We start from the raw sequence: 18,557 nt of genomic DNA, 5'->3' as shown, positions 1-18,557 counted from the left end.
CAGGAAGACTGTTTCATGAATATTTTTATAATCTTAATATAAAAAACAGTAAATTAATAAGCCATTCCCTGTAGTTTTATGTAACTGTTTGACAAAACTGCATGTGATCAGTATAAAAGTTTACCTATGCCCTTTGCAATTATTCCTGTTATTTACCCGGTATTAGGGTGGATAGGCACCATCTCTTATCTTTTAGCCTACCTGTTATTAAGTATAAGAAAATTGCAGGCCGATCAGCCGGTCTATCATTGGCTGAATGTGTTAGGTGCGGTGGGTTTAACAGCCAACGCCTTATACTATGCCGATCTGCCCAATGTGGTGGTGAATATTTTCTGGGGTGTAATTGCCGTTACGGCCATTATCGTTTTAACCCGGAAGAAGAAAGGTTAAGTTGTAAGAGGGCCTGTTGTTTATAACTGGCCAGTTTTTGCTGGTATTCTTTTTTATTCCTTACCAGGCTCAGGTAATAATAGGCGCCGTCTACGATCACAAAAATAATATCGGCTGTTAGCGCCGGGTTGGCTACCGACAGTACGCCACGTTCATTACACTCTTCGATAATATTTTTTAAATTGGTATGCAGGCTGTCCAATACCACTTTATACTTCTCTTTTACTTTTTTATCGCGGAAAACAAGTGCATAACAACTATAGGCAACACTGTCGTCAAATAAAGTGTTCCATTTATGCGAAAAAATATTGTCAATAATATGTAATAACCTTTTTCCGGGATCGTGCTGGTAAGCGGGCGGGGTTTTAAATATCAATACATATTTGTCCAGTATATATTCAATTAACCCGTACACCAATGCTTCTTTTGTATTAAAGTAATGTATAACCAGGCTGGGGTTAATATGAATAAGCGTAGCGGTTTTGGCAATAGAAGCGTTTTCCAGTCCTTCCTTTTTAGCCACTTTATAAAAGGCTTCTATAATTTCTTTCTGGCGGGATGCCTTGATACTTTTTCGTCCCATAAATACTTGTGCACGTTTGTTACAAAGATAAGTGTTGGTTGAATGATCATTCAATAAAACAAAATTTAACAATAAGAAAATCTTGCAATGCCATGAAACTCAATGGTAAGTTATTTTGGGTAATGCCTGCGTTAATAAATTGTAACCCTTGTATTACGGGAATAATAATTAATTGAATGATCGTTCAATCAATTATTATTAACCCTAATTTTGTTTTGACCAATTTAATCAGCTTTCATCATCTTATCTATCGCAATCAACAGGATCAACGCTTAAAAATTTCAACTATGAAATCATTAACAGGGATTGTTTTTTTACTATTACTGTGCTGCCGGGTAAGCGCACAGGACAAAACCGTTACCGGCAGGGTACGTTCCGCAGCAGATAGCAGCGTGCTCAGCGGTGTATCGGTAACTGTCAGTGGCTCGGCCCGTGGTACTGCTACCAACAGTGAAGGACGTTTTAGTTTAAACGTATCTTCCGGCGCCACTCTTATATTTTCCTACCTGGGTTATGAGAACCAGGAAGTAAAAGCCGGCGGCAACGGCGAATTGAATATATGGCTGCAGCCTTCCAATGCCAATGAGTTAAATGAAGTAGTGGTAACTACGGCCCTGGGTATTAAAAAGCAACAGAAAACACTGGGTTATGCCGTACAGGAAGTAAGTGGCGACGTAATGGCCAAAACCAAAACCCCCACGGCGCTCGGCGCTTTAACGGGGAGGGTAGCGGGGCTGAATATTAATAATACCACCGACCTGTTCCGAAACCCGGGTATTTCTTTGCGCGGAAGAACGCCATTGATCGTTATTGATGGTATTCCTGATCCGGATGCTGACCCCTATAAGATCAGTGCCGATGATATTGAAAGTGTAAGCGTATTAAAAGGCACAGCCGCAGCGGCTTTATATGGTGCGCTGGGTGTGAATGGTGCTATACTGTATACTACCAAAAAAGGAGCAAAGGGTAGAGTAAGCGTGGAGCTTAACTCTTCCACCATGTTCCAGACAAGTTATACGGTAATACCAAAAGTGCAGACCACTTACGGCAACGGCGACCAGGGCAAATATGCGTATGTAAACGGCTCGGGTGGTGGCACCGAAGGCGGTGGCTGGATATGGGGGCCTAAACTGGACCAGCGTGTTACCGGTACGCCCAGCGGTTATTTCGAAACCACACAGTATGACAGTCCAATAGACCCAATAACCGGGCAACGTATTAAAACCCCTTTCTTATCAAGAGGAAAAGACAATATTAAAAACTTTTTCCGGACCGGTATCCTGTCTACCAACAGTGTAGCCGCATCTATTGGTACCGAGAAAGGCGCTTTCCGCGTATCGGCCAACCATATTACCCAAAAAGGGGTGGTGCCGAATACGGGCTTAAACAATACCTCCTTTTCTATAGGCGGTAACTACCAGCTGGCACCCCGTTTAAGTATGGATGGTAAACTGACCTATAACAGGGAGTATTCAGATAACTACCCGACGGTGGGTTATGGTCCGCCCAACTATTTATATAACCTGATCCTGTGGATCGGTCCGGATATTGATATCCGCGACCTGGAGAATTACTGGATGCCTGGCAGGGAAGGTTTGCAGCAACGTAACTATAACTTATCCTGGTATAATAACCCGCATTTTGTGGCCAATGAATACCTGAATGCCTATAAACGAAATAACAGCTTTGGCCAGGTAACTTTCGATTATAAAATATCAGACGATTTTACCGTGAAGTTCAGGAACGGCTTTAACCAGTACTCCACCAATGCCTCTATACAGGAGCCTTACAGTTATGTGGCGTACAGTTATATTTCGAGGGGTAATTTCTCCACTGATAATACCAATTACCTGGATATTACTTCGGACCTGATACTGAATTACAAACACAGTTTTGGTAAAAACCTGAAACTGAATGTAACCGCGGGCGGTAGCAATGCTTACAGGCGGTTTGAATCGGTGTATACTTCTACCGACGGGTTAACGATTCCCGGGTTTTATGCCCTGAGCAACTCCATTAACCCATTAAAGGGATCTAACCTGTTGCGTGAGCGCAGAACGGCCAGCGCCTTTGGTATGCTGGATGTGGAAACACTGGGTTTCCTGTACCTCTCTTTCACCGGGCGTTATGATAAAACCTCAACCTTACCTATAAAAAATAACGGATATTTCTATCCATCTGCCGGCGTATCAGCAGTTTTATCCGATGTACTGAGCTTGCCTGAAACCATCTCTTTCTTAAAAGTAAGAGGGGCCTGGGCCAAAGTAAATACCGGTTTTATCAGTAACAGCGATCCCTATGCGCACCTGACCACTTACAGTATCGGGCCTAAATGGAATAATGTGCCTTCACTGGTTTGGCCATCTACCTTTATTTCTCCCGACCTGGTACCCTCAACAGTAATGTCGGGTGAATATGGTGTAGCAGTGGGCCTGCTTAAAAACCGGTTGAACCTGGACGTAACTTATTTCCGCAATAAAGATTATAACAACTTTGCCAATATCTATCCTTCACAGGGTAGCGGTTATACCAATATTTTAACCAATGCCAATGTATATATCCGTAAAGGATGGGAGATGATGCTGAGCGGCACACCATTTAAAGGGAAAGATTTTAGCTGGGATGCCAGTATTAATTTCAGCAATGTACACCGCTGGTTAAAAGATGCTACAGATAATCCTGATGGTTATATCGGCCAGGTAAAAGAAGGCCAGCGAATGGACAGGATCTATATTACCGAAGCCATGGCGCCTGACGGACAGGCTATTTACAATGCCAATGGTATGCAGGCTGTTTCTCCTTATGGCCAGTACTTTGGTAACAGCGATGCCAACTGGATATATGGTGTGCAGAATACCTTTAACTATAAAAACTTCTCCCTTAGCTTTTCATTCGATGGCCGTTTAGGTGGCCTGATCTATTCCACTACCAATCAGAAAATGTGGTGGGGTGGCTCGGCCAAAGGTACCGTAACACAATACCGTGATGATGCCAATGCCGGTAACAGTACCTATGTAGGCCCTGGCGTGGTAGTGACCTCAGGGAGCGTAACCTATGATGCTTACGGTAATATTTTATCGGATACCCGCAAGTTTGCACCGAATACAAGAGCCGTGAACTATATCAGCTTTATGCAGACCACCAGCGGCGGCATGCTGAATAATTATCACTATTACAGCGGCACTTATTTAAAAATGCGTGACCTGGTATTAACGTATAATGTACCGGCCAGGTGGGTGAAAAATGTATTTAAATCGGCATCGGTTTCACTGATAGGCAATAACCTTTTCATTCTTTCTAAAATACCGAATGTTGATCCTGATGCAGAATCTGATAACCTGCAAACACCCTCTATGCGCAGCATTGGTGTGAACCTGAACCTGAAGTTCTAAACCCCAACTGACTATCATAAAATAAATACAATGAAACAATATACCTCATTATGTATGTTATTACTGCTGGCGGTGCTCTCGTCCTGTAATAAGTTTGAAGATTACCAGCTCAATCCCAATAATCCCACGGTAGCCGATCCTTCCTTATTGTTACCGGCTATTGAGCGGAATGCTTTTTCAACCATTTCGGCCGATGCAGCCCTGGCCTCGCGTTACCTGGTATATACCCAGGGTGCCAGTAACTCCCAGTACTATGGCTGGCAGCGCAGTGGCATGGGTTACAGCAATATTGCACAGGTGGTAAAAATGGAACAGGAAGCTGCCCGTGTAGGTAAACTGAACTACCGTTATATCGGCAAATTCTTCCGTTCTTATTTTGTAGTGGGCATGACCCAGACATTCGGCGATATCCCTTATTCGAAAATGATGCAGGCCATTGCCAATAATAATGTTACGGATACACAGGCCATTCGTCCTGCATATGATAAACAGGAAGATATTTACCTGGGCGTATTGAATGACCTGAAGATCGCATCAGACTCTTTATCGGCCACTGAAACAGCCATTGGCGGCGACCTGGTGTATGGCGGTAGTATTGACAAATGGAAAAGACTGATCAATTCCTACACCCTGCGTGTACTGATGAGCCTTTCTAAAAAAGAGTCGGTTGCTTCCTTAAATATCAAACAACGCTTTAACGAGATTGTGTCTAACCCGGCAAAATATCCTTTGATAAGCAATAATACCGAGAACGGAAAATTCACTTATTATGATATTACCGGCAACCAGTATCCTTATTTTAATAATAATTCCATGAAAACAGATTATTACCTGGACAGTACTTTTGTACAGATATTGAAAGACCTGCAGGACCCCCGGTTGTTCGTGTTTGGAAAACCAAAACCTTCGGCCACATTACCTGCTACGGATTTTAATGCCTATGATGGTTTGTTGGGTAGTGCTGCACTGGCTTATAATACCGCCAAGAGAGGTGCAGGTAATGCTTCGCAAATACATGACCGTTATTCTTACCAGGCCATTAATGAGCCCAGCCTGTTAATGAGTTATGCCGAAGTACAGTTTTTGCTGGCCGAGGCAGTGGTAAGAGGCTGGATCACCGGTGATGCCAATACTTTTTATAAAAATGGTATCCAGGCTTCCCTGAACTTCTCCAATTTTAATAATGCCTATACGGCAACGGCTATCACTAGCTACCTGGGACAACCTGTAATCAACTTACAGACTGGTAAAGAGATCGAGCAGATCATTACCCAGAAATATATCAGTATGTTCATGAATACCGGCTGGCAGCCTTTTTATGAACAACGCAGAACCGGCTTCCCTGCTTTTGAAACTTCAGGCGCCGGTATTTTAAATGGCGGAAAAATTCCGAAACGCTGGATGTATCCTACTGATGAGTACAACAATAACCGGGTGAATGTAGAAGAAGCTGTAAAAAGACAATACAGCGGCGACGATGATATTAATGGCGTAATGTGGCTGATACAGTAAACAGATAACAAATGAATAGTTAACTGGCTGCGGGTTGATCAACCCGCAGCCAGTTGCATTAAAAATTTTTACACCCAAAGGCATTCATTTAATTTCACGAAAGTGAAACAGGAGATGCGTAAAAAATGATTCTTTATGAAACAATGGTTTATCGTATGGTTATTAAGCGCAGGGCTGCAGTTACAGGCGCAAAAGGCTAAAAAAGCGGTCTTTGTTATTGTTGATGGTATATCGGCCGATGTAATGGAGAAGCAGCCGACCCCCAACCTGGATAAGATTGCCGGCAAACACGGTTATACCCGGGCGCATGTAGGCGGCGAGAAAGGTGGTTATTCGCAAACACCCACTATTTCGGCAGTGGGGTATAACAGTTTACTGACCGGTACCTGGGTTAATAAACACAATGTGTGGGATAACAATATTAAAGCGCCTAATTATAACTATTGGACCATCTTCCGTTTTTTCAGGGAACAATACCCGCAAAAAAAGACCGCTGTATTCTCCAGCTGGCTGGACAACCGTACAAAACTGGTAGGAGAGGGCCTGCCTCAAACCGGTAAACTAATGCTGACCCATCATTTTGACGGGCTGGAGCTGGATACCATTCAATACCCGCATGATGCCAATCGTGATTTTATGCAACGTATTGATGAGGCCGTGGTGGACCAGGCATCAGCTTATATAAAAAAGGAAGCGCCGGATCTTTCCTGGGTATACCTGGAGTATACCGATGATATGGGGCATAAATTTGGTGATGGCCCGGAGTATTACAGGGCCATATCGTTAATGGATAAACAGATGGGCCGTTTGTGGGATGCGATCAATTACCGTAAAACCAAATTCAGGGAAGACTGGGTGATCTATATCACCACCGATCACGGTCGCGATGCAAACACCGGCAAACACCATGGCGGTCAGTCGGACAGGGAAAGAAGTACCTGGATCGTAAGCAATGCAAAAGGCCTGACCGATTATTATAAAAACGGCAACCCGGGTATAGTAGATATTATGCCTACACTGGCTTCTTTTTTAGGTGTGCAGATACCCCGTGAGCAACTGATGGAAATTGATGGCCTGTCTTTGACCGGCCAGCTGTCGGTCATTAATGCCGGCGCAAAACTGAAGGATGGAAAACTGGTGATAAACTGGAAAGCCCTGCAGCAAAAGGGTGATGCCAAAATATGGGTAACCCATACCAATTTGTTTAAGGAAGGCGGTAAAGATCAGTATGAACTGAAAGCCACCGTACCCCTTGCTGAGGAAAAAGCAATAATTGATGTATCGGCCAACCCGCAAAGCTTTTATAAAATAGTAATAGAAACACGCGGTAATTTTTTAAACCGCTGGGTAATAGTAAAATAATTCCTGGAATACCTGTTTTAAAGGCCGGCTGTATAGCCGGCTTTTTTAGTTATTTCCCATAGGATTTGTATGGCGCATACCATTTATACAACCCACAGGCCGGAAAAACAGCCAGGATGCTGTTCATTTACAATTTATTATGATGTAAACCACTACTGTTGATATACAGTCTTCAATAAAAAAGACATATTATAAAAAAATGTATATCTTGTTTTCCGCTTATGGGACAGGATATGATATAAACTCGGAAACGCAGTATGGATCTAAAGTTGGCCGGCTACCGGCAAAAATTTGAAGATTCATTTATTGTACTCCAATTTTTAATTCTAATTGTCTTATAAACTTAAGGCTCACTAAACTGATGAAGCAATAAGCTGGCAAACCGGCCCTGGGATGTATTTATAATTGATTATCAATTGTATAGCGCCGGGGTTGTGATCATACTTTTTAACTGACCAGTTTTAATACCGTCATTACAGGGATGGTGTGCCACTATTTTTAAAAATTTTTTCCTTTTTCTGCGTATGATTTGGCTGCTCATGTCTCTACTTATAAGGATTACAGGAAATTTCCAGGTTTCGGCTGCATGATAACATACACACACTGCGACGATCAGGGATTGTTGGTGGGCCTCGAAAAGGGGGACGAGGGGGCGTTTACGGCTATCTATAAACGTTACTGGAAACCTATGTACTTCCTGGCCTGTAAACGGATACAGCAGGAGGAAGAGGCAAGGGAAATTATCCAGGAAGTGTTTTATACGCTCTGGAGTAAACGGGCTATATTGAAAATAGATAACCTGCAGGGATACCTGGCATCCATGGTGAGGTATGCCGTATACCGGGCTTTATCAAAAGAAAAACGAAAAAAGGAATATTTACTAAAGGAAAGGTCAAAAGAAACAAACACCATTCCGATAGATATTGATAATAAACAATTGCTTGATCTGTTGAATAATTATACTGAAAAATTGCCTGAAAAGTACAGAATTGTTTTTTTACACCACAAGCTGCTGGATGAACCTATTGAGTCGGTTGCCCATAAAATGGGTATCTCTCCCAGGACGGCAGAAGGATACGTAGCTAGGGTAATGTCATTGATAAGAACTTATTATCAAAAGGTTTCGGTGCTGATTATTGTGTTAAGCGAAGTGTTTTTAAAAAAATGATTATGGCTGATTTTAAAAAAGTGGTATTAAGTAAAGAAGAACTGGCTGTATTGGCTGACAAGTACCTGAATAACCAGGCTACCGAAGAGGAAGCTAAACTATTGCATGCCTGGTACCAGCAGACCGATGAGGAAGAGCTTGCGCTTGTGATCACTACGCAAACGATGCCGGTGGATAAACTGGAGGAGGAAATGCTGGATGATGTAAAGAAAAGGATCAGGGCCGATAAGCATAAAAAGGTATTCCGTATCAACTGGTGGCAGGCAGCGGCCGTTTTTATATTATTGCTGGGAGCGGGTGTAACCTATACCTGGTTAAACAATACCTCAAAACCACTGGCAGAGGCGGAGAAAAATAAACCGGTGAATGATATCGCCCCCGGTAAAAACGGGGCCATACTCACTTTGCCCGGTAATAAGGAGATTGTACTGGATGAAATGGGCAATGGTAAAGTAACCACGGAAAGCCCGGTAAGCATTGTAAAGGAAGGAGATGCCATTACCTATGTTTTTGGTGCCTCTGCGGCTAATGAAAAAGTTGAATACCATACTGTCAGCACGCCCAGGAGCCGGCAGTTTAAAATAAAACTACCCGATGGTACCGAGGTAATGCTGGATGCGGCATCCTCTGTTTATTTTCCCACAGCTTTTACCGGGAAGGAAAGAAGGGTACAGGTAACCGGCCAGGTTTACTTTAACGTAACAAGGGATGTTACCCGGCCTTTTATTGTGGATAACGGAGAGATGGAGGTAGAAGTACTGGGCACCGAGTTTAATATCTGTTCTTATACAGAGGAAGAACAAAAAATGGTAACGCTTTTACACGGTTCAGTAAAAGTAAGTAACCGGGAAAATAAAAAAACAAATGTACTTTTACCAGGCCAGCAGGCAAAGATGGATAGGGCTAATAATATGGCCGTTTTAACCGGTGTTGACCTGCAGGAAGTAATGGCATGGAAGGATGGCGCTTTCCAGTTCAACGATACTAAACTGTCAACAGTTATGAATGCGCTGAGCCGCTGGTATGATGTGGATATCGTTTTTAAAAACGCGAATGCTGACAGGTTGTTCAACGGCCGTATCAGCCGGTCACTGCACCTGAACCAGGTATTGGAAATTCTTAAATTCAGCGATGTGAATTTTGAACTGGATGGTAAAAAACTGATACTATTGCCCTAAGTTATAATTAATAAAACTAAACGCTTGGTGAGAAACACTGGTCCGCAGCCGGAACGATGTAAGCGCCAGACCAGGAATATGGTTTGGATGCTGTTGATGTTGCTGCTGTCGGGGTATTCATTAATGGCAAGGCAGGAACAGGGCATTACCTTAATGGAGAAAGATGTTTCCCTGGATGTATTACTGAAGAAAATTGAAATACAAACCGATTACAGTTTCTGGTACGAGAGCAAAGTGCTTAAAACGGCCCGGAAAGTGACCATCAATGTGCACAATGCTCCCATAGCAAAAGTGCTGGAGATATGTTTTGCCGATCAGCCGCTGACTTACGAAATAATTGGAAAGACCATTGTGATCCGAAAAAAAAAAGCCGGTAATCCACGGGTAACCGACCAGGTACAGGCGGGCCCTCTTATGGATATACGATGTTCGATCAGGAATGAAAAAGGTGAACCGCTGGCGGGTGTCAATATCCGTATCAAAGGAACCTTCCAGGGAACAGTCACCAATGAACAGGGTGTTTTTACCTTGCCCGGTATTTCCCGTAATGCCATTTTGGAAATGTCTATTGCCGGGTATAAAACCAGGTTATATAAAGTAGAGGACGAAACCAATATTAATATTATACTGGAGCAGGAAGTGCGTACTATGGATGATGTAGTGGTAACCGGCTTCCAGAAAATTGATAAGAAAAAATTTACCGGCTCAGTGGTACAGGTGGATAAGGAACTGATCAACCGTTCGGGTTATATGGATGTCTCCAAAATGTTGCAGGGCGCAGCCGCCGGGGTAAGTGTACAAAGTCCTTCCGGTACTTTTGGCGCCACTCCTAAAATACGTATCCGTGGTAATGCTTCTATCAGTGCCAACCAGGAACCCTTGTATGTATTAAACGGTGTACCTATCAGTGCGCCGGCAAATATTTCCGTTAACCAGCTATATTCCGGTGACCCGGCCAGTTTATTGAGCTCTGTTATCGCCGGACTGAATGCCAACGATATTGAAGATATATTTATTTTAAAAGACGGTTCGGCAACCGCCTTATATGGTACCAGGGCTGCCAACGGTATTATTTCCATTACCACCAAAAAAGGCGCAAAGGGTACACTGGCGGTTAACCTGAGCTCAGCAGTATCTATTGGTGTAAAGCCCGATATCACCCGGTTTAATTTAATGAACTCCAGCCAGCAGATAGACCTGGCCCGCGACCTGTTTAATTACGGGTATCTCTCTATCCTGAACTATCCTTCCAGCACCGGCGCATTTACTGATGCATACTTCAGGTATGCGGAAAACAGGATCACGAGGGACCAGTTTAACCAGGAAGTATACGAGGCAAAATATGCCAACACAAACTGGTTTGATATACTGTTCCGGAACAATGTGCTCCAGGAACATTCACTCTCTTTGTCCGGTGGCAATGATAAAGCGGCCTACTATCTTTCGGGTAGTTACGCGGCGGATAACGGGGCGGCTATAGGTTATAATAATAAACGGTATACGGCTGATATGCGCATGATATTTAACCTGTCCAGGAAACTTACGCTGGATATGGATCTCAATGCCAGTTTTCGTAACCAGATGGCCCCCGGTACTTATAACAGCACCATGTTCAATGGCGATCTCACACGTCCCTTTGAAACAAACCCTGCTATTTATGCCAGTACCACCAGCCGGGCCATGAGTCCTTATAACAGTGACGGCTCTTATAAATACTACCGTAATAATTATGCGCCCTTTAATATCCTGGAGGAGTTAAAGGAAAATTTTATAAAGATCAATAACCAGGGCATAGCTATTGTGGTAAAGCCGGCCTATAAACTGGGCAAAAACCTTACACTGGAGACCTTGTTATCTTTCAGGAAAAACTCCTCGCAGTTAAATCACACTGCAACTGAGTACTCTAATGTGGCCGAGGCTTATCGTGCCAGTTATAATGATGTGATACGAAGTTTAAATACTTATTTGTTCAGGGATTTAAATAATCCTAACTCCATTCCCGAAACCATTTTACCCAGGGGTGGTATCTTAGATGTGTTCAGTAATAATGGTACGGAATTATATGGAAGGGCTACATTGGACTATAAGGTGAGCTTTTCTGACCGGCACCGTGTGGCTTTGTTTGGCGGCGTTGACCTGCGCTCATCTGACAATGCCAGTTCCAATACAAGGGGTTACGGTTATATGTACTATGGCGGCCACATTATTTCTCCCAGTCCTTTGGCTATGACCGCTGCCATAAGAAACGACGACCGTTATTACAATGAAAACAAGATCACTGAAAGGGCAGTGGGTGGTTTTGTAAACGGGCAGTACACGTTTAATAACCGTTATAATGTTGATTTTACCCTGAGGGCTGATGCCAGTAATGTATTCGGCTCTTCAGTAAGGTCTAAATACCTGCCCAACTACAATGTGGGCTTGTCCTGGAATGTGGACAGGGAAGGGTTCTTTCAGCGATTAAATAAAGGCGGCAAAATTGATTATATCACGTTAAGGGCCAGTTATGCGCTTCGTGGTAATGCTTACCAGACCTCGCCTATGCTGAATGCCCGTTTTTATAATGCGATCCGTTTTGACGGGGTCAACAGCGAGATCGGTATAAGGGTATTGGCGCCTGAATTATATAACCTGGCCTGGGAGAAAGATTATATCACCAATATTGGACTGGATATGTCTTTCTTAAAACGCTTTAATGTGATCGCAGAATTTTATTCCAGGAAAAATAAAGACCTGATCGCTCACAGCAGTATGCCGCTGGAAGAAGGTTTTACTACCAAAGTCATCAACTGGGCATCCATGTCCAACAAGGGATTTGATCTCACGTTCAATGTATCCAATATCCTGAACACTAAAAAATTGAGGTGGGGAGCAGGACTGATCTACAGTTATGTAAAGAACAGGATGCTGGATGGCGTATTACAATCGCCCTTGCTTACAAATGTTACCAAGCCCGAGGGCTTTGGCAAGATCGGTAAACCTTTATACGGCCTGTATGCTTATAATTTTGTGGGGCTTGATAACAATGGCCAGCCGTTGTTCTCAACAGGTGGTAAAGATGGACGAACCATCAATGGTATTGTGCTGTCAAGTACCAACGATTCCCTGGTTTCGTACATGGGACCAAGGGAACCCACTACTACGGGTTCGGTCAGCAATTCCTTTGGTTACGGGCCTTTTGAACTGAGGATATTCTTTACTTACAGTTACGGTAATAAAGTATTCCGTTCGCCCATGGTGCAACGTAACTATGCCGACCACCTGGCCGCAGCGCAGGATATTGATGCCCGCTGGCGATCATCGGGCGATGAACTCATTACAAATGTTCCGGGCCTGGTATCCAATATTCAGGCGGCTTATCTGTCCTCGGCGGGTATTCAGAACGAGTTTGCCTATAACAGGAGTAATGCCATGGTGGTAAATGCAAATGTATTAAGATTAAATGAGGTGATGTTCTCTTACGAGCTCAGCTCAAAACTATTGCAGCGCAGCGGTATCATCAAAAGCGTACGCCTCATGGCTTCTGCCAATAATATCTATTACTGGGCCGATAAAAGATTAAGAGGGGTTGATCCCGAAACCCTGATCACGGGAGTAAGTTTACCTAATCCTAAAAGTTATTCATTCAGGCTAATGGCACATTTTTAATATTACCGGGTAAATACTGTCATCACTATAACCGGTAATAAGTTTTTCTCAGCAGTGTGAGTTGCAAAATAAGGAGGGCCTTTCCAGGCCCTCTGCTGTTTCCATGATAATCGTATATGGTGTAATGGTCTTTACATTTCAGTAAAATAAACCTAAGGCTTTTGAAAAAGGTCCCTGATCCTGTTATGATACTGTATCTCACTGATCTTTAAAAACTCTTCTATAAGATCCGTAGATACAGGCACCGGCTGCGGGTATTGATGGGCCTGTAAAAAATTACGCAGTGCTGCATTCACTTTGTCTTCACCGATCAGTTCGCTTAACTCAACCATTACCAATGCTCCTTTGGAATAGGAGAGTGGCGCATTACCGGCCGCCACTTTATATAGGGGCTGCGGACCGGAAAAACCTTTCTCCGCATCATAAATTTGCCGGTGTACCTCTAACCGCTCTTTCATTTTCTCAGCTCCGTGTACTTTTTTATATACCATCATTTCCGTATACATGGCCAGGGTTTCGGTAAGCATGGCAGCGCCTTCCCGGTTATCGGGTGCAATGGCCTGGTTTCCCCACCAGAAATGAGCGATCTCATGTCCCGCCAGTTCATTGATCACATCCTGTTTCCGGTCCGTCTGTATGTTTGCCTGGAACAAAACATTCTCTGTCATAAAGATCACGCCGGGATAAGCGGTTGCGGCAAAGCCTTTGGTATAGGCCGATACTTCGGCAAAACTCAGGGTACGGAAAGGGTAAGGACCAAAGTTCTGCTGGCAGTAAGCCAGGGTAGCTTTTATATTATTCATAAGCGGCGCTACATTTTGATGATGTGCCGGATGATAATATATATAAATGGGGACCTGTTCAAACCGGCCGGTACTCACGGCATAGTTAGCCGAACTGATGGCAAACCGGAAGGGAACAGGCTGTATGGGGCGATACCGGGCATACTGCCGCTGGTTATCCTGCCAGCGGTTAACCGGTTCACCCGTACCAATAGGGGTTTGTGTGGCGGATGTGCCAATGGTCATATCCAGCTGTATAAAATGGTGACTGGTCCTTGGATCATCCAGTGTCAGTTCACCGGTGGCTTTACCTAATGCATACTGTTTTCTTACAGCTTCGTCACTTAATTCATAGTCGGGCTGGTAACCCGGTTGCGGGTAATAACGGCTGATACGCATAAAAGAACCATTTTCCATCATTGCATTCATGGGTGAATGACCGTTAACCGCATACCATTTATAGGATAAAGTGAAATCAAGCACAGCAGTGTCGCCGTTCAGCAGCGGTTGGAAAAGAGGTATCACGCTTACTTTTTCTTTTATCATGGTATGTTGCTGCCCCTGTATATATGTTGCTTTCAATATGGACAGGTCAGGATGAAAGTTCATCAATACCTGCTCCACAGGTTTATCTTTTTCATTCTTTAATGTGTACCGGCCTTTAATGGTGTATGACTGCTGATCAGGATAAAGTTCAATGGTAGTAATAACCGATGTAATAACGGGTTGTGGTAGCGATTGAAAAGAACGGTACTGCTTCTCGTACTGTACAGCCTGTTCTACCTGTTCCTGCGCAGGTATTTTATGGTAACCGGTATTATGCTGCCTTGCCGCAAAAACACCCGCTGTAATTACCGGTAAAATCAATAACCAGGATAATGATGGTTGTAACAGGGAACGGCGTGAACTGTTGACCAGCTTTATGAGTAACAATACCAAAGCAGCACCAAATAAAAGCCTGTATAAAAAGGAGGGCAGGTAAATACTATAGCCATTAAAATCGCTGTAACTAACCGGCAGGGTAGAGAAGAAACGTAATAAAGGATAAGGCAACAGTTTTTGTGCTATGGTGCCGATAGACAGGAAAGCCAGTAATAATGATACCGTAAGCGCCACGTACTTATTACGGATAACATGGTTGATAACAAGTACAGCCCCGGTAAACAATACCAGCGGCAGGGTAGTAAAAACAAACACACCACCGTAAGCCGACCAGTTTATTTGTGTATAATCATAGGCCCATTGAAATATAAGTGCCAATACCACTAACAGACTGGTAAAACAAATCAGCAGGATACTGCAGGACAACCAATGACTGGTTAATTTGGTATTGCTGAAAAGAGTAGTATGCTCAATAACCGAAAAACCGGAAGCCTTACTGCGCCAGTACACATCATTGGCAAAATAAACAATCAGTAGTAAACCCAGGAAATGGAAGTTCTCAATAATGGTGGTTGCCATTAAACCGGAACGGGCATACAACTGTGGCAAACGAATGCCTTTTTCTATTTCGGCGTATAACTCCATGCCTACAAAAAACAATAATAACAGCGTTACCACTACAAACGAAATACTCTTAAACAGGTAGGTCAGGTCTTTTTTCATAAAAGAAAAAAGAGCGTTTACCCGGGCCATGGCGCCGGTAGCCGGGTTGATGCGGGGCAAAACGGTTGCAGTAAATGAGGGCAGGCGGATAACCGTTTCATCCGTTTTCTTTTTGCCCGCCTGCCTGCTGCCGAAGGAGAAAAAACGGTGAGTAACCCATAACAGTATCACGGATAAAACAATAAACAACAGGCGGTTGATCAATAAATGGCCCACCGGCCAAACCAGTTGGGTATTTCTTTGCGAAACAGTAAAATCTTTGGCTGCATAAAAATAAGCGGATAAGCCGAACGGATCTGATAAGGCGGATAACTGTTGTGCAGACAATGATTGTGGTGTACTGCCGGCCATAAAGGGGGCATTGGAGAATAACAATACCACCATATATAAAATATACAGTAATAAGCCACCGGTTATCACCAGCATTTTACGCCGCGATAATAAAGCGATGCTGTACAGTACGGTGCAGGTAAACAGGGTATTAATAACACCAAACAATACCAGCGGGTACAGGTAGTACATAAAAGTAACGGGTTCAAAGTGGCTGCCGCTGCGCATATACTGTCCTATGGCAAAACCCAGGATCATACAACAAAAACAGGTAAAGGTCAGCAGGAAAAAGGCCATAAACCTTTCCTTCAGGTATGCTTGTTTCTTTACGGGGGTGGTAAACAAAATAGTATCAAAACGGTTATCCCATTCTTTAAACAACAGTTGCCCCGAGAGCACGGTGGCTATGAAAATAATGGCCAGGCTTAAAAAGCCGGTCATAAAGCCAACGGTATATGATCCGTCCAGGCGTATATCCTGGCCCGGGCTCATATTAAATTTTGAGCCGGTAAAAACGCCGAGCAGGACAAGTAATAACAGGATCGCATAACTGGTATAACTGCGGCGATAGGTTTTTATGTCAAATGACAATATGTTTTGCATGGGTTATGATTTTGTTTGTAATACATTAAAGTATACATGTTCCAGTGCCGGGGTAAGCGGTTGAAAACCGGCCGGGGTATCCTGCTCGTACACCGTTATGTGCATACGCCGGGCTATTAACTGCCTGCTGATGATACGGTACTGCTGTGCATACTGTTCAATATCTGCCAGGGCTATCTCCCGGCTCCATATACGTCCTGCCAATTCCTGTATCAGCTGGCCGGGTTTTCCATGCGCCAATACCATACCGTTATTCATAATGGCCATTTCGGCACATAAATGCCTTACATCTTCTACCAGGTGGGTGGACAGGATCACAATAATATCTTCGCTTATCTCGTTCAGCAACATATTAAACCGGTTCCGTTCTTCCGGGTCAAGGCCTGCCGTAGGCTCATCTACAATAATAATACGGGGATTACCCAGCAAAGCCTGTGCTACGCCAAACCTTTGGCGCATGCCGCCTGAAAAAGTAGCTACTTCTTTATAACGTTGGGCAGTTAAATTCACCCGGTCCAGTAAATAGCCTATCTGCTGTTTACGCTCGCTGGCATGCACAATACCTTTTAAGCGGGCCAGGTGGTCAAGTAACTGCCAGGCGCTGATCTTTGGATATACGCCAAAATCCTGCGGTAAAAAGCCCAGGTATTGCTGCAGGTAGCGCGGATCCTGTATTACATCCTTACCATTAAAACTGATCTGCCCCGATTGTGGCCGCTGCAAACCCACAATGGTTTTCATTAAAGATGATTTACCGGCCCCGTTAGGCCCTAGCAGGCCAAACATGCCATTGGTAATATGCAGGTTCACCTCTTGCAATGCCTTTACCCCGTTTTTATAGGTAAGGGAAAGATCGTGTATGGAAATTGTGTTCATATAAATTTACATTTTGGGCAATACAATGCCCGGCGATGTTGCCATCGTGTTTTTTTAAGGTGATATGTTAAGTTGATTATGCTTCCTGGTATTCGAGTATATCCCCGGGCTGGCACTGTAATATCTCACAGATCTTCTCCAGCGTATCAAAACGGATGCCTTTGGCCTTACCTGTTTTCAGCACAGACAGGTTAGCAGGGGTAATGTCCAGCCGCTCTGCCAGTTCCTTGCTTTGCATTTTACGTTTTGCCAGCATAACATCTATGTTTACAATAATGGGCATATCAGATAAATAAGTCTTGTTCGTTTTGTAAGTTTAAACCCTGTTTAAAAATAGCCGATAAAAAATAAGCAAATACGCCCAGCAGCATATGTACCAATATCAGTCCCCATACAATAGCTTCTACCGGTACAAACAACAGGCTGATAAGCGTAGCAATACCCGGTACAAACAGGTTGTACAGGTAAAACTGCTGCAGGCTGGTTATATGGGGGGGTATAAATAAACGGGGCTGATAGAATATACGGAACACCCGGGCCGTTAATAAAAAAAACAAACCATAAAACAACAGTACCGATAAAAAGGAACTGAGAATATACGGTAAGTTATTATCTACATTCAAAAAAGGCGTGGAGGTGAACGGGTAATTAATATGCAGGTACTTCCCTTCACCATAAGGTGTAATGCCTGTACCTGTTACCAGGCAAATGGCGGAGTACAACACGATCAGTAAATACCCGAAGGCCAAAGCCTGGCACAGATAAGTAAGCAGCCGGGAGATGATTTTAACACGAACATTCATAGCGTAAAACTAATTTATTACACAAAAATAGTAATTAATTATTGTTTTACGATAATTAATTAAAAATATTTTCAATTCTCCTTCCGGTTTATCCGTTAACAAACATGCAGCACCAGGCATTGAAGGGTATATAGTAAGTTGGTTATGAACGGCAGTTTTTCATAGCAGCTTCGTTGCGTCGCACACTTCAACGGCAGTAATACTATGGGCAGGAGTGTATCTTACCGGTTACACTTACCATATATATACAACATCAGCATAAGCATTAGCATGTCTTTAAAAAATGTTAAACTCACAAGGAGAAAGGGTTTTTTAAAATTAAAAT

General features: G+C 43.5%; 12 protein-coding genes. 7 read left to right on the top strand and 5 right to left on the bottom strand.

What is annotated here, in order from left to right; all coding sequences use genetic code 11:
* Nucleotides 1–126 precede the first annotated feature (126 nt).
* Entirely contained in the window at nucleotides 127–390 is a 264-nt protein-coding gene (locus ACFS6H_RS17090) for a CBU_0592 family membrane protein (RefSeq protein ID WP_386101761.1), read from the top strand.
* On the opposite strand, the gene ACFS6H_RS17085 is transcribed toward ACFS6H_RS17090, so the two are convergent.
* Nucleotides 359–973 (bottom strand): TetR/AcrR family transcriptional regulator, encoded by a 615-nt coding sequence (locus ACFS6H_RS17085; RefSeq protein ID WP_386101758.1) that lies wholly within the window; start codon nucleotides 971–973, stop codon nucleotides 359–361. The genes ACFS6H_RS17090 and ACFS6H_RS17085 overlap by 32 nt on opposite strands.
* Nucleotides 974–1,260: 287 nt before the next feature.
* On the opposite strand from ACFS6H_RS17085, the gene ACFS6H_RS17080 reads away from it, so the two are divergent.
* The 6 genes from ACFS6H_RS17080 (at nucleotide 1,261) to ACFS6H_RS17055 (ending at nucleotide 13,233) form a co-directional block, all read left to right on the top strand.
* The gene (locus ACFS6H_RS17080; protein WP_386101755.1) at nucleotides 1,261–4,365 is read left to right on the top strand and encodes a SusC/RagA family TonB-linked outer membrane protein; all 3,105 of its coding nucleotides are present in this window, start codon (nucleotides 1,261–1,263) and stop codon (nucleotides 4,363–4,365) included.
* Between the two features lie 30 nt (nucleotides 4,366–4,395).
* The gene (locus ACFS6H_RS17075) at nucleotides 4,396–5,877 is read left to right on the top strand and encodes a SusD/RagB family nutrient-binding outer membrane lipoprotein (RefSeq protein WP_386101752.1); all 1,482 of its coding nucleotides are present in this window, start codon (nucleotides 4,396–4,398) and stop codon (nucleotides 5,875–5,877) included.
* Between the two features lie 135 nt (nucleotides 5,878–6,012).
* Nucleotides 6,013–7,239: an alkaline phosphatase family protein gene (locus tag ACFS6H_RS17070; RefSeq protein ID WP_386101749.1), complete on the top strand. Its 1,227-nt coding sequence runs from the start codon at nucleotides 6,013–6,015 to the stop codon at nucleotides 7,237–7,239.
* A gap of 586 nt (nucleotides 7,240–7,825) precedes the next feature.
* The gene (locus tag ACFS6H_RS17065) at nucleotides 7,826–8,407 is read left to right on the top strand and encodes an RNA polymerase sigma factor (protein ID WP_386101746.1); all 582 of its coding nucleotides are present in this window, start codon (nucleotides 7,826–7,828) and stop codon (nucleotides 8,405–8,407) included.
* Nucleotides 8,408–8,409: 2 nt separating this feature from the next.
* Complete coding sequence (locus ACFS6H_RS17060; RefSeq protein WP_386101743.1) at nucleotides 8,410–9,585, top strand: FecR family protein; 1,176 nt, start codon at nucleotides 8,410–8,412, stop codon at nucleotides 9,583–9,585.
* Between the two features lie 27 nt (nucleotides 9,586–9,612).
* The gene (locus tag ACFS6H_RS17055) at nucleotides 9,613–13,233 is read left to right on the top strand and encodes a SusC/RagA family TonB-linked outer membrane protein (RefSeq protein WP_386103589.1); all 3,621 of its coding nucleotides are present in this window, start codon (nucleotides 9,613–9,615) and stop codon (nucleotides 13,231–13,233) included.
* Nucleotides 13,234–13,385: 152 nt separating this feature from the next.
* Here the strand turns inward: ACFS6H_RS17055 and ACFS6H_RS17050 are convergent, their stop codons facing one another.
* The 4 genes from ACFS6H_RS17050 to ACFS6H_RS17035 form a co-directional block, all read right to left on the bottom strand.
* Entirely contained in the window at nucleotides 13,386–16,553 is a 3,168-nt protein-coding gene (locus ACFS6H_RS17050) for a M1 family aminopeptidase (protein ID WP_386101740.1), read from the bottom strand.
* Between the two features lie 3 nt (nucleotides 16,554–16,556).
* A complete protein-coding gene (locus ACFS6H_RS17045) occupies nucleotides 16,557–17,429 on the bottom strand; it encodes an ABC transporter ATP-binding protein (RefSeq protein WP_386101737.1) in 873 nt (290 codons plus the stop codon).
* Between the two features lie 76 nt (nucleotides 17,430–17,505).
* Nucleotides 17,506–17,712, bottom strand: coding sequence for a helix-turn-helix domain-containing protein (locus ACFS6H_RS17040; protein WP_386101734.1), 207 nt, complete (start codon nucleotides 17,710–17,712; stop codon nucleotides 17,506–17,508).
* Nucleotide 17,713: 1 nt separating this feature from the next.
* Nucleotides 17,714–18,232 carry a DUF2975 domain-containing protein gene (locus ACFS6H_RS17035; protein WP_386101731.1) on the bottom strand — a complete coding sequence of 173 codons (519 nt, stop codon included), beginning with the start codon at nucleotides 18,230–18,232 and terminating at the stop codon, nucleotides 17,714–17,716.
* Nucleotides 18,233–18,557: the final 325 nt, after the last annotated feature.

Origin of the sequence: Terrimonas rubra, assembly GCF_042686025.1 — a bacterium.
GTDB lineage: Bacteria > Bacteroidota > Bacteroidia > Chitinophagales > Chitinophagaceae > Terrimonas > Terrimonas rubra.
The sequence above is the reverse complement of the archived record's forward strand: the minus strand, read 5'-3'. Positions and strand labels throughout refer to the sequence as shown.